The organism is Mycobacterium sp. Marseille-P9652, assembly GCF_902652685.1.
Lineage (GTDB): Bacteria > Actinomycetota > Actinomycetes > Mycobacteriales > Mycobacteriaceae > Mycobacterium.
Genome location: NZ_CACRUY010000053.1, coordinates 20,196 through 32,402, shown reverse-complemented (window position 1 = coordinate 32,402; position 12,207 = coordinate 20,196). Strand labels below are relative to the sequence as shown.

The window sequence follows — 12,207 nt, the reverse complement described above, 5'->3', positions numbered from 1 at the left end:
ACCCCACAGCCAGCCACCCGGGCCACCCGCCTGCCCCGTACCGGCCGCACCGTTCGCACCATCCCCGTACAGCGGGCGCCCGGTGAATGTCACGAACGGTCCGTTGATCGCATCCTGGATGCCCGCCGCCGCCGACGCCGCCGCCTGCAACGGCGAGGCGTTGGCGGCCTCGGTGGCCGTGTACAGCAGCCCGCCGGAGTTCAGGGCCGCGACGAACTGGTCGTGATACGCCGACACCTGCGTCCCGAGCGACTGGAACTGCTGTCCGTAGGTGCCGAACAGCGCCGCAATCGCGGCCGACACCTCGTCCTGAGCCGCGGCCACCACTGATGTCGTCGCCCCCGCCGCCGTCAGGTGCGCCGACCGAATCGCCGTCCCGAGATTCTCGAGATCCTGCGACGCCGACGACAGGACATCTGGCGAAACGAACACGAAAGACGACATGTGGGGCTCCCGTCACACACACGTGAAAATGCCTAGTTTCGGCTAGGTCACGGCGGACTGTACGCCGAATGTTTCGTATTTTGACTAGTCACCGGCAAACTGAGGACTGTGCATTCATCACACCCCGGGGGGCATCGCAAAGGCTTGCCTAAGCACACCTGAAAGCTCAAGTTTCAAAACCTCAAGGGAAATGAGCCGGGAGCGAACACGGCGAAAAAGGTGGTGAGCGAAACTAATAAACCAAGGTTCCCGGGGAAAGCCTTGGAATACTCTCTTCTACAGCGCTCGCGGTATGTCGGTGGACGGGCTTGCATCGAACGCCGCTCGATCGCGCCAGCCGCGTGCCAGCAAACTTCAGGTAGCCGAGGGTTGGTCGGCGTTTCGTTCTGTGTCCGTGCTTGGCCACCCGTGCCGGCTCGAGCCGCCATGGTGAATGGCCCAACTGTGGGCACGCGGGACGAAGGTCGCTCAACGCCACCGACATGCAGCCAGGGAGGGTGGCGCGGCACTCCGGTTGGATGCGAGAACCTCCGGCCGGACGGCGTTCCCCGGGTGACCACGGCCTGGCGCCGCCAGAGTTTCCGGGCGAGGGAAACGGGAACCCGCCGCCAGTGAACGTTTCCGACATCGTCGCCCTGCCCTTCGAGTGGGGGTCCGCGATCCGCGGCAAGCGGTTTTTCCACCCGCTTGGCGTCCTGGCCGAAGGCTCCATCGAACGGACCGCGCCCGAGGGTGAGGGCCTGCCGATCCCTTCGTCGGACGTCGTCGCGCGGGTGTCGAAGGCCACCGGAACGCCCGGGGCGCTCCCCGATCTCATCGGCCTGGCGATCCGCGTGACGCCGCCGGGCGCGGCTGACCCCTGGGACATCCTGCTGGTCTCCTCGGGCTCGGGGGTGCTGTCCCGCGCGGTGGCCCTGCGGCCGGTCACCTCCTGGGCCGGGCACACCCTGACCACGTTGATGGGCCTGCACTACGAGGGGCGCAACTGGTGGCTTCGGGTCCGGATCGTCACCGACATCGACGGGCTGGGCCTGTCGCTCGACGCTGTTCGCCGCCGCATCGAGGAGGACGGGGTCGAGGTGACCCTCGACCAGGCCTGTGGCAGAGGCGATTTCACGCCGTTGGGTCGTCTGACGCTGACCCGCATGCTGGACGGGGAGCAGTCGTTCGATCCCGTGGTCAACACCGCACCCGGCGTGAGCCTTTCGCCGGGTTGGCTCGCCAGCCTTCGGGCCAGCGCGTACCAGCGCAGCCGCGACGGCCGGGACGCCCAGTAGCCGTGCCGAAACGAATCGTCATCACCGGGGCCAGCGGCAACGTCGGCACCGCGCTGCTGCGCGCGCTCGCCACCGACGGCTATGACATCGTCGGGATCACCCGGCGGCAGCCGCCGGCGCACGGCGAGTACGCGTCCGTCTACTGGCATCAGCTGGACCTGGCGGACCCGCACGCGGAAGCCAAGCTGCGCAACGTCTTTCGCGGCGCCTCGTGCGTCGTGCACCTGGCGTGGGGGTTTCAGCCGACCCGCAACGTGCGGTACCTGGACGCGGTCGCCGTCGGCGGGAGCTCGGCGGTGCTGGGCGCGGCGCACGCCGCCAAGGTGCCCCACCTGGTGCACATGTCGTCGGTCGGCACCTACGCGCCGGGGGCCTACGGCCGCAAGGTCGACGAGACGTGGTCGACCGCGGGGCTGCCCTCCTCGGCCTACAGCAGGGCGAAATCGGCCGTCGAGCGCATCCTCGACGACTACGAGGCGCGCCACCCCGACGGCGTCGGCATCACCCGCATGCGGCCCGGACTGATCGTGCAGCGCGACGCCGCAACCGGATTGCGGCGCTACACCCTGCCGGCCTACCTCGACCCGCGCCTGGCCCGGTTACTGCCGGTGCTGCCGATGGACCGCCGGCTGGCCATCCCGATGATCCACGCCGACGACGTGGCGGACGCCTGCGTCAGGGCGATCGAGCGTCGCGCGCTGGGGCCGTTCAACCTGGCCGACGAGCCGCCCGTGCGGCGCGACGACATCGCAAAGGTGTTGCGGGCGCGGCCGATTCACGTTCCCTCGGGCCTGCTGGGAGCGCTGGTGGACGTCTCGTGGCGGGCGAGGCTGCAGCCCATCGACCGCGGCTGGCTGGACCTCGCGTTCGCGGTGCCGCTGCTGGCCACCGACCGGGCGCGGGCGGAGCTCGGCTGGTCGCCGCGCCACAACGCGGTGGACGCGCTGGCCGAGCTTGTGGACGGCATGATGCACGGCCGCGGGGCCGAGAGCCCGGTGCTGCGGCCGCGGTCGTTCGTCCGCGCCCTCAACCGCGATGTGGCCGCCGGGCCGCTGACGACGCGGCACGTGCCCTGAGCGCCTAGCGGCCCAGCAGGTGACGCAGCGCCGGCTCGAGCGCGGGTTGGCGGAACCGGTGCCCGGCCTGGTCGAGCTTGTGGGGAAGTACCCGTTGGCTGGCGCTCGCGAGTTCACGCGCGCCCTGCGCGCCGAGCAGGACCTTCGGGCCCAGCGACGGCACGGGCAGCACCGCGGGGCGGTGCAGCACGCGGGCGAGCGTGCGGGTGTATTCGGCGTTGCGAACCGGTTGCGGCGCAACGGCGTTCACCGGCCCGGACAGCGCGGTGTCCCATAGGGCGCGGTGGTAGACGTCCACCAGGTCGTCGATGCCGATCCAGGACAGCCACTGCCGGCCGTCGCCCAGCCGGCCACCCAGGCCCGCGCCGAACAGCGGGCGCATGAGCCGCAGCGTGCCGCCGCGGGGTGATTGCACGATTCCCGTGCGCACCAGCACCACTCGCGCCCCGGACGATGCGGCGGGGGAGGTGGCGTCCTCCCAGTCCGCGACGACGTCGGCCAGGAACCCGTCGCCGCGGTCGCTGTCCTCGGTGAGGATCTCGTCGCCGCGGTCGTATCCGTAGTAGCCGATCGCCGAGGCGGAGATGAGCACGCCTCCGGCGCGGCCGACGAGTTTGGCCAGCCGCCGCGTCGGTTCGATCCTGCTGTCGCGGATGTCTTTTCGGTGCTTGTCGGTGAACCGGCCGGCGATCGAGGCGCCCGCCAGGTGGATCACCGCGTCAACACCGTCGAGCAGGCCCGGGTCCGGGTCACCGGTGTCCCAGCGGCGTTCGTCGGCGCCCCGGGGTTCCCCACGGACGAGCCGGATCACGCGGTGACCGCCGGTGCTCAGGAAGGCGGTCAACGCCGAACCGACCAGTCCCGACGATCCCGTGACGGCGATGGTCTTCGGCGTCAGGCCGTTCTCGGCGGCCAGCCGGTGAGCGGCCAGGTCGTCGGCCAGCTGGCGGTGCCGGTAGACGAACATGGGGCGCAGCATCGACCCGGGCACCGGGGTGTCGACCCGGTCGATGACGCGCGTCCGGTTACCGCCGGCGTCCTCGAAATCGTGAGTGTGCCGCCAGCGCATGGCGATCCGGGTCGGCAGCGTGGCCGCGCCGTCGCCGCCGATGGTGTCGACGAAACGGTGCGGCGGGTCGTAGCCTCCCGCGTCGTGCACGGCGACCCACCGCAAGCCGCCGGGCAGCGCGAGCGTCGCGCGCCCGTCGCGCAGCGAGGTGGCCTCGCTGACCAGTCGCATCGGCTGCCAGGGCGGCGAGAGCCGGGCGAACGCTCCCGGCCTCGCGTGCCAGGCGAAGACGTCGTCGATCGGTGCGTCGACGACGCTCGAATATTCCAGGCCCATGCTTCGAACGTTAGCGGTCGGGCAGCGCGTGCTCCACGATGGGCAGCCGCGGCCGCGGCTCGCGCTCGCCGCGCTTGGCCGCCACGTACACCTGCGCGGTCTGGGCGGCCACCGTCCGCCAGTCGAAGTCCGCCGTGAGCCGCAGGCGGGGCTGCGCGGCGCGGCGCTGTGCGGCGTCCGGGTCGTCGAGCACGCGGCAGACCGCCGAGGCGAGCTTGGCTATGTCGCGCGGCGGAAACGACACGCCCGTCTGCCCGTCGATGACGGCCTCGCCGAGCCCGCCGATGTTCGACGTCACCAGCGGGATGCCGGCCGCCGCGGCCTCCAGCGCGACGATCCCGAACGGCTCGTAGTGGCTGGGCAGCACCGCGACGTCGGCCCGGTGCAACGCCTCCAACAGCTCGCCGTGGTCGAGGTGCCCGGCGAACCGAGTTGCCTTGAGCACCTTGTGCTTACGGGCCTGCTCGACCAGGAACCGCTGCTGCGTGCCCTCCCCGGCGATGGTCAGCGTCGTGCCGGGGTGGGCGCGCCTGATGCGCGGCAGCGCGGCGATGGCGTCGTGCACGCCCTTCTCGTACTCCAGCCGCCCCAGGTACAGCAGCTCGGGAGGGCCGCCGCGCGGCCGGCGCGGCGCGAATGGCCACCGGTCGACCTCGATGCCGTTGCGGATCACCGTGATTCCGGCCAGTCCGGGGCCGAACAACTCGGTGATCTCGTCGGCCATCGACGCCGAACAGGCGATCAGCGAATCGGATTCGCGCACCAGCCACGACTCGACCGCGTGCACCTGGCGGCTGGTCGCCCCGCTGACCCAGCCGGAATGCCGGCCGGCTTCGGTGGCATGGATCGTGGAAACCACTGGCGTGTCGTAGAATTGGGCCAACGCGATCGCCGGGTGGGCCACCAGCCAGTCGTGGGCGTGGACGACGTCGGGCCGCCAGGGGCGGCGGCCGCCCGGCTTCTTGAGTGACATGCCGGCCCGGATCATCGCGTGGCCCATCGCCAGGGTCCAGGCCATCATGTCGTCGGTAAATGTGAATTCGTGCGGGTCGTGCGCCGCCGCGATCACGCGGACGCCCTCGACGACTTCGTCGGTGCACGGGTGCGTGCCGGCGTCGGTGCCCGTCGGCCGGCGCGAGAGCACGACGACGTCGTGCCCGGCGGCGGCCAGGGCGGTCGACAGGTGATGGACGTGCCGGCCCAGCCCGCCGATCACGACCGGCGGGTACTCCCACGAGACCATGAGGACTTTCACGCGCGGGCCACTCTTCGCGAACGTGCGCAGAATGCCGCCCGGTACGGCGTGTCGTCGTACAAACATGCACGCTCGCGGGGAGCGCGAGACCTCACCGCGGCAGCCTCCGCGCATCGAGCGCGCCGAACAGGCCGTCGGCGCGGTTCCAGCCGTCGGCCAGCCGCTCGGCGGTGTCGCGGCGGCCCGACGCGAGCGCCCCGGCGATCTCGCGGGTCGCGTGGGCGTGTAGGTGGGCGCGGTAGCGCGCGTAGTCGGCGGCCGAGTCCTTGCTCACCATGAACGGCCAGTCGCTGGAGACGGTCAGCAGGGTCTCGCGCAGGATCTGGTCGGCGACGCGGTCGCGCGGCAGCGGGCCGCCGCTGTGCGCGAGGGCTTTATCGACCGTGGTCAGGGCGGTGTCCACCACCTCGGCGTTGAGCGTGACGAGGTCGGCCACCTGCTCGCCGGCCCACACCTGCCAGTCCTTGCCGGAGCCCCACGAGCTGGGCGGCAGCGCGACCGGGTGGCCGACGAACCCGTCGGCGATCGCGTCGGTCAGCGTGCCCACCCGCACCCCCGCCTCGGGCAGGGCGCGCAGCACCCGCTCAAGCCACGCGGGGCCCTCGTGCCACCAGTGGCCGAACAGCTCGGTGTCGAAGGCCGCGACGACGTGGGCGGGCCGGCCGATGCGCTCGGACTCGCTCGTCAGCCGGGACCGGACCACCTCGACGAAGTCGGCGACGTGGACGTCGACGGCGCGGCTCGCGCGCTCGGGATCGTAGGGCGCCTTGCCGTCGGAGGCCACGTTGCGGCCGGTGACGCGGGCGGGCTTCAGCCCGGTGAGGTGGTCGTAGGTGTGGAAGTCGCGGTAGGCGGCGTGCCCGGGGTAGCCGGACTTCGGCGACCACACCCGGTAGCTGACCTGAAGGTCGCGGCCGAACGCGACGACGTCGCTGTCGCCGACGGGCCGGCCGAGCGCGGTGTCGCCGTGCAGCGACGGGCCGTCGACCATGAAGTGGGTGACACCCGCTGCGGCGTAGTCGAATTCGAGGCCGGGGGCGTAGGCGCATTCGGGCGCCCAGATGCCGGTCGGTTGGTGCGCCACCCGCTGCTTCGCGTCGGCCAGGCCCTCCCGCAGCGCGAACTCGCGCAGCCTGGGCGCCAGCAGCGGCTGGAAGGGGTGCGCTAGCGGGCCGCCGAGCAGCTCCACGCTTCGGGCGTCGACGAGCTCGCGCAGCAGAGGGCTGCCGCCGTGGCGCCACAGGATGGAAAAGTCGTCGAGCGCCCGATCGGCCTCCTTGCACTCGCGAATCCCGAACTCCCGCAACGCCTCCGGCGTGCACGACGCGTAGCCGGCCGACTTCGACCGGGGAATCGAGCGGACGCTGGCCGCCTCGGCCGCCCGCAAGTGCCAGTTGGCCAGCCAGTGGTGCATGCCGTCGAGGCAGTACGGGTCGTCGAGCTGGGCGTTGACCACCGGGGTGACGCCGAGCGTCAGCAGGGCCTCGCGGCCCTCGTCGGCCAGGGTCCGCAGGACGCGAATCAGCGGCAGGTAGGCCCCGGCCCAGGACTGGTACAGCCATTCCTCGCCGACGGGCCAGCGGCCGTGATGGGCCAGCCAGGGCAGGTGGGTGTGCAGCACCAGCGTGAAGAGACCGGGCACCCGGCCCGCCGGCGTGCTCACGGCCGCACCGCGATCGCGACGAGGTCCAGGCTCTGGTCGACGTCGCGGCCGGCGCCCGCCTCCACGAGCTCGAAGTCGTCGGTGCGGACCGCGGCGACGTCGGCCGCCAGCTCCGGCGGCCACGGCGAATCGGCCATCGCCCGCTCGATCTGCGCGTCGATAACCGAGCCGCCGTGGCGGGCGTCCATCTCCCGCAGGCGGGGGCCGTGGAACAGGCCGCTCACCCGCACGTCGCGAAAGCCCGCGCCGACGAGCAGTTCGGTGAGCTCGGCGGCGTTGAGCTCGCGGGTGTGGAACGGGTTGATCGGGGTGTCGCGGCCCGGCGAGAACGTGATCCGGTTGGGCGTGGAGATCATCAGCAGGCCGGACGGCCGCAGCACCCGCGCGCATTCGGCGACGAATTGTGGCTGGTCCCACAAGTGCTCGATGACTTGGAAGTTCACCACAATATCGACCGACCCGTCGGGCAGGGGCAGCTCGGCGAGGTTGGCCTGCATGACCTCGACCCTGGGGTAGCGGGCGCGGACGTGCGCGACGGCGGCCGCGTCATAGTCCAGCGCGACGACCCGGCCGGCCACGCCGGCGATCAGGTCGGCGCCGTACCCCTCGCCGCACCCGGCCTCGAGCACCTCGCGGCCGGCGCACAGCCCGGCAAGCCGCTGGTAGACGACCTCGTGGCGGCGAAACCAGTAGTTCTCGATGTCCAGGCCGGGGATGGTGCGCTCACCGGTCAGCATCATGACCGCGTCGGCCCCCGGCGGACTGTCGCCGGGAGCGGGAGGCGGAACGTGAGGTACCGGTGCGCTCATTGCATAGGCAGGCTAACGCGAAGTGTCGGATTCGCGAACCGCGAAGCGGGCGTCCTCGCCGAAGGTGGTGGCCAGGCGGAAATCCGGGCATGACGACCAGCTATGGTGTGAAAGAAGACCGCACAAGTTACCCGGCGGTAACCCGCGTGTCCGTGCCCAACGTGTAGCAAGGTCCCGCAGCCGACACTGCGGGACTCTTTCGAGGAGGAAAAGCCACACCCATGACGAACATCGTGGTTCTGATCAAGCAGGTCCCAGACACCTGGTCGGAGCGCAAGCTGAACGACGGCGACTACACCCTGGACCGCGAGGCCGCCGACGCGGTGCTGGACGAGATCAACGAGCGCGCAGTGGAAGAGGCCCTGCAGATCCGGGAGCGGGAAGGCGGCGAGGGCTCGGTCACGGTGCTGACCGCCGGCCCCGAGCGCGCGACCGAGGCGATCCGCAAGGCCCTGTCCATGGGCGCCGACAAGGCCGTCCACCTCAAGGACGACGGCATGCACGGCTCGTGCGTCGTGCAGACGGCGTGGGCGCTGGCCAAGGCGCTGGGCACCATCGAGGGCACCGAGCTCGTCATCGCCGGCAACGAGTCCACCGACGGCTCCGGCGGGGCCGTGCCGGCCATCATCGCCGAGTACCTGGGCCTGCCTCAGCTCACCCACCTGCGCAAGTTGTCCATCGAGGACGGCAAGGTCACCGGTGAGCGCGAGACCGACGACGGCGTGTTCTCCCTCGAGGCCACCCTGCCGGCGGTGGTGAGCGTGACCGAGAAGATCAACGAGCCGCGCTTTCCGTCCTTCAAGGGCATCATGGCCGCGAAGAAGAAAGAGGTCACGGTGCTGACCCTCGCCGAGATCGGGGTCGAGCCCGACGAGGTCGGGCTCGCCAACGCCGGGTCGACCGTCCTGTCGTCGACGCCGAAACCGCCCAAGACCGCAGGCGAGAAGGTCACCGACGAAGGCGAAGGCGGCAGCCAGATCGCCCAGTACCTGGTCGCCCAGAAGATCATCTGACACCCTCCCACGAGAGAGCGAAATCACCCATGGCTGAAGTACTGCTGCTCGTCGAGCACGCCGAAGGCGCCCTGAAGAAGGTCACCACCGAACTGATCACCGCCGCCCGCGCGCTGGGCGAGCCGGCCGCCGTCGTGATCGGCAAGCCCGGCACGGCCGCGCCGCTGGTCGACGGGCTCAAGGAGGCCGGCGCCGAGAAGATCTACGTCGCCGAGTCCGACGACGCCGAGAACTACCTGATCACCCCCTACGTCGACGTGCTGGCCTCGCTGGTCGAGTCCAACTCGCCCGCCGCGGTCCTGCTGTCCGCGAACGCCGACGGCAAGGAGATCGCCGGCCGGCTCGCTGCCCGCCTCGGGTCCGGGCTGCTGGTCGACGTCGTAGGGGTCGAGGACGGCAACAAGTTCGTGCACTCCATCTTCGGTGGCGCGTTCACCGTCGAGGCGCAGGTCAGTGGCGACACCCCGATCGTCACGGTGCGCGGTGGCGCGATCGACGCCGAGCCGAAGGCCGGCGCCGGTGAGCAGGTCACCGTCGAGGTGCCGGCCGCGGCCGAGAACGCCACCAAGATCACCAAGCGCGAGCCCGCGGTCGCGGGTGACCGCCCCGAGCTGACGGAGGCCACCATCGTGGTGTCCGGCGGCCGCGGCGTGGGCAGCGCCGACAACTTCCACGTCGTCGAGGAGCTGGCCGACTCGCTGGGCGGCGCCGTCGGCGCGTCACGCGCCGCGGTCGACTCCGGCTACTACCCGGGCCAGTTCCAGGTGGGCCAGACCGGCAAGACGGTGTCGCCGCAGCTCTACATCGCGCTCGGCATCTCGGGCGCGATCCAGCACCGCGCGGGCATGCAGACGTCCAAGACCATCGTCGCGGTCAACAAGGACGAGGAGGCGCCCATCTTCGAGATCGCCGACTACGGCGTGGTCGGCGACCTGTTCAAGGTGGGCCCGCAGCTGACCGACGCGATCAAGCAGCGCAAGGGCTAAGCCCCGCACCACTCGCAAAAGCGCGCGCACGCACGGCGTGTCGCGTGCTTTTGCGTTTACCGGTCAGGACGCCTCGGTCGCCATCGCGTCGATGCGGCGCAACGCCAGCGCGCACACCGTCACGTACGGCGCGCCCCACCACGGGACGCCCATGCCCACCCGCGCCCCGTCGTCGGTGGGGTGCACCCAGTGCCGGGTCGCCGGGACACCGGCCACCCTCCAGCCCCACATCCGGCCCGGGTCGAATTCGGTGATCACGAACGGCACTTCGACCAGCAGCGAGGTCTGCACCGTGCCAGTCACACCCAGCGCCAAGCCGGTGTGCGGCTCGTCGAGCCACGCCGCCCGGATCGTCGGTCCCCACCGCGGCCACGCGTCGAGATCGACGAGTAGCTCCCACACCGCGGGCGGGGGCGCCGCGATCGCTCGATCGACGGTGAGCATCATGCGCGAATCCTCCTAGGGCGCCGACTGTCCCAGTCGGCGTTGCTGTTCGACGACGTCGTTGCGGTCCTTGAGCCGCCGCAGCCCGGCGAGCGGCTGGCTCATGCGGCGGTTGCCGGCGAGCAATTGCTCGTTGCGGTCCAAAAACCACCAGTAGCCGCCGGTGAAGGGGCAGGCGCGGTCGCCCACCCGCTCGTTGGGGCGGTAGGTGCACCCGCCGCAGTAGTCGCTCATCCGGTTGATGTAGGCGCCGCCCGCGGCATAGGGCTTGGTCGCCATCAGGCCGCCGTCGGCGTGCTGGGACATGCCGACGACGTTGGCGACCATCACCCAGTCGTAGCCGTCGACGAAGCACCGGTGGAACCAGTCGGTGACGGCGGCAGGGTTCCAACCGCGTTGCAGCGCATAGTTACTCAGCACCATGAGCCGCGGGATGTGGTGCACCCAGCCGTGGTCGCGCACCTGGGCCAGGACGTCTTTGAGGCACCGCGCCTCCACCGCGTCGGCGTCCAGGCTCGCGAACCACTCCGGGAGCCCGGCGTGGGCCCGCAGGGCGTTGCGCGCCCGATAGTCGGCGCCGAAGTGCCAGTAGACGTGCCAGATGTAGTCGCGCCATCCGATCAGTTGGCGAATGTAGCCCTCGGCGCTCGCCAGCCCCACGCGCCCGGCGCGGTAGGCGTCGTCGGCGGCGTAGGCGCACTCGAGGGGGTCGAGCAGGCCGAGGTTCATCGGCGCCGACAACAGGCTGTGGGCCATGAACCGGTCGCCGGCCAGCATCGCGTCCTCGTAGGGTCCGAAGAGCGGCAGGCGATCCCGCAGGAACACCTCGAAGGCCGCGCGGGCTTCGCTTGCGGTGACCGGGAATTCGCGCGGGCCGTCCCGGCCGACGAAGGCCACCGCGCCGTCACGCTCCCAGCGGTCCAGGTCGGCGCGCACCCGCTCGTCGATCTCGTCCTCTTCGGGCAGCCAGGGTGGCGGCACGTCGAGGGTGTCGGCGTTCTTGGGGGCCGGCTCGCGGTTGTCGGCGTCGAAATTCCACCGGCCGCCGGCGGGTTCGTTCCCGTCCATCAGCAGGCCGAACCTGCGCCGCGCGTCGCGGTAGAAGTTCTCCAGCAGCAGGCTTCGCTGGCGGCCGGCCCACTCCTCGAATTCTGTTGCCGGAGTACAGAATCCACGCGCCGGCAACACCTCGACGCGCGGCATCGAGCGGACGAACCGGTCGGCCGCCCGCGAGGTGGGCTGGCACACGCTGATGGGGCCGGTGATTTGCTCGAGGGCCTCGGCGTAAGTGCGGGTCTGCAGGAAGACGGCCTGCTCGCCCAGTTCGGCCGCGCGGTGGCGCAGGGCCGACAGCACCAGATGGGCCTTGCGGCGGTGAAATCGGCGGCGCTCGAACACCGCCCGGGACTCGATCAGCAACACCGGTTGATCGGCCTCGTCCAGGAAGTGCGGGCCGAACTGGTCGGCGAAACACCACCGTCGCCCCGGCGCGCTCACCTCGGCCGCCGAAGACGGTCGATCGATTGCCCGCCCCAGCGCATGGTGATGCACTACCCCCGGCGCACCGCCCTCAACCCCCGCGGCGACGTCGGGGGACCGGCGCGTTCGGGGGCGCGCGCCTCGGTTCGGTGGGACGGGGGCCATCGTTGCGCGAGCTTTCCCGGTCGAATCGGCGGCATGTGCTCTGCGGGACAGGGCGCGTCCGGCGCAGGCTAGTGGACAATCTTTACAGTACCGTCTTAAGCGTGTAGTACTAAACGATAAGTCCACTAAAGGGCTTACCCGAGCTCGAGGCGTCGAGACCCGCCGGCGTCTGCCTACGTCGTGGCGCGCGTGATCACGCTGCCCGACATCCATCCACGGGCCACCCCGGACGAGAGGTCTGACCATGCCAG

At 71.0% G+C, this 12,207-nt stretch carries 11 protein-coding genes; 4 read left to right on the top strand and 7 right to left on the bottom strand.

The genetic code is table 11. The annotated features are described in order from the left end of the window. Positions 1 to 444, bottom strand: a 444-nt coding sequence (locus GPY60_RS21730; protein WP_156689768.1) for a PE family protein, incomplete at its 3' end; no start/stop codon positions are given. A 611-nt stretch (positions 445 to 1,055) separates the two neighbouring features. Between GPY60_RS21730 and GPY60_RS21725 the strand changes: the two genes are divergently transcribed. Beyond that, a complete protein-coding gene (locus tag GPY60_RS21725) occupies positions 1,056 to 1,721 on the top strand; it encodes a phosphodiesterase (RefSeq protein WP_156689767.1) in 666 nt (221 codons plus the stop codon). A 2-nt stretch (positions 1,722 to 1,723) separates the two neighbouring features. Continuing rightward, positions 1,724 to 2,797 carry an NAD-dependent epimerase/dehydratase family protein gene (locus tag GPY60_RS21720; protein ID WP_156689766.1) on the top strand — a complete coding sequence of 358 codons (1,074 nt, stop codon included), beginning with the start codon at positions 1,724 to 1,726 and terminating at the stop codon, positions 2,795 to 2,797. 4 nt (positions 2,798 to 2,801) lie between these two features. Here the strand turns inward: GPY60_RS21720 and GPY60_RS21715 are convergent, their stop codons facing one another. The 4 genes from GPY60_RS21715 to GPY60_RS21700 all read right to left on the bottom strand — a co-directional run bounded on the left by GPY60_RS21715 (position 2,802) and on the right by GPY60_RS21700 (position 7,869). Beyond that, on the bottom strand, positions 2,802 to 4,142 hold the full coding sequence (locus GPY60_RS21715) for a TIGR01777 family oxidoreductase (RefSeq protein ID WP_156689765.1): 1,341 nt from the start codon (positions 4,140 to 4,142) through the stop codon (positions 2,802 to 2,804). A gap of 10 nt (positions 4,143 to 4,152) precedes the next feature. After that, on the bottom strand, positions 4,153 to 5,397 hold the full coding sequence (locus GPY60_RS21710; RefSeq protein ID WP_156689764.1) for a glycosyltransferase family 4 protein: 1,245 nt from the start codon (positions 5,395 to 5,397) through the stop codon (positions 4,153 to 4,155). Positions 5,398 to 5,488: 91 nt separating this feature from the next. After that, on the bottom strand, positions 5,489 to 7,060 hold the full coding sequence (locus GPY60_RS21705) for a 1,4-alpha-glucan branching protein domain-containing protein (RefSeq protein WP_156689763.1): 1,572 nt from the start codon (positions 7,058 to 7,060) through the stop codon (positions 5,489 to 5,491). Then, positions 7,057 to 7,869: a class I SAM-dependent methyltransferase gene (locus GPY60_RS21700; protein ID WP_156689762.1), complete on the bottom strand. Its 813-nt coding sequence runs from the start codon at positions 7,867 to 7,869 to the stop codon at positions 7,057 to 7,059. The genes GPY60_RS21705 and GPY60_RS21700 overlap by 4 nt, the downstream gene beginning before the upstream one ends. Positions 7,870 to 8,090: 221 nt before the next feature. On the opposite strand from GPY60_RS21700, the gene GPY60_RS21695 reads away from it, so the two are divergent. Further along, positions 8,091 to 8,882, top strand: coding sequence for an electron transfer flavoprotein subunit beta/FixA family protein (locus tag GPY60_RS21695; RefSeq protein ID WP_156689761.1), 792 nt, complete (start codon positions 8,091 to 8,093; stop codon positions 8,880 to 8,882). A gap of 29 nt (positions 8,883 to 8,911) precedes the next feature. Further along, positions 8,912 to 9,868 carry an electron transfer flavoprotein subunit alpha/FixB family protein gene (locus GPY60_RS21690; RefSeq protein ID WP_156689760.1) on the top strand — a complete coding sequence of 319 codons (957 nt, stop codon included), beginning with the start codon at positions 8,912 to 8,914 and terminating at the stop codon, positions 9,866 to 9,868. 63 nt (positions 9,869 to 9,931) lie between these two features. Here GPY60_RS21690 and GPY60_RS21685 read toward each other — a convergent pair whose 3' ends face one another. Both GPY60_RS21685 and GPY60_RS21680 read right to left on the bottom strand, forming a co-directional pair. Further along, positions 9,932 to 10,315: an SRPBCC family protein gene (locus tag GPY60_RS21685; protein ID WP_156689759.1), complete on the bottom strand. Its 384-nt coding sequence runs from the start codon at positions 10,313 to 10,315 to the stop codon at positions 9,932 to 9,934. A 12-nt stretch (positions 10,316 to 10,327) separates the two neighbouring features. Beyond that, the gene (locus GPY60_RS21680; protein ID WP_231639770.1) at positions 10,328 to 11,809 is read right to left on the bottom strand and encodes a cryptochrome/photolyase family protein; all 1,482 of its coding nucleotides are present in this window, start codon (positions 11,807 to 11,809) and stop codon (positions 10,328 to 10,330) included. Between the last annotated feature and the right edge of the window lie 398 nt (positions 11,810 to 12,207).

What these genes read in the sequence shown, in the direction of transcription:
- GPY60_RS21715 (WP_156689765.1), bottom strand. Translation starts at nt 4,142, where the DNA reads ATGGGCCTGGAATATTCGAGCGTCGTCGACGCACCGATCGACGACGTC.
- GPY60_RS21700 (WP_156689762.1), bottom strand. Translation starts at nt 7,869, where the DNA reads ATGAGCGCACCGGTACCTCACGTTCCGCCTCCCGCTCCCGGCGACAGT.
- GPY60_RS21695 (WP_156689761.1), top strand. Translation starts at nt 8,091, where the DNA reads ATGACGAACATCGTGGTTCTGATCAAGCAGGTCCCAGACACCTGGTCG.
- GPY60_RS21690 (WP_156689760.1), top strand. Translation starts at nt 8,912, where the DNA reads ATGGCTGAAGTACTGCTGCTCGTCGAGCACGCCGAAGGCGCCCTGAAG.
- GPY60_RS21685 (WP_156689759.1), bottom strand. Translation starts at nt 10,315, where the DNA reads ATGATGCTCACCGTCGATCGAGCGATCGCGGCGCCCCCGCCCGCGGTG.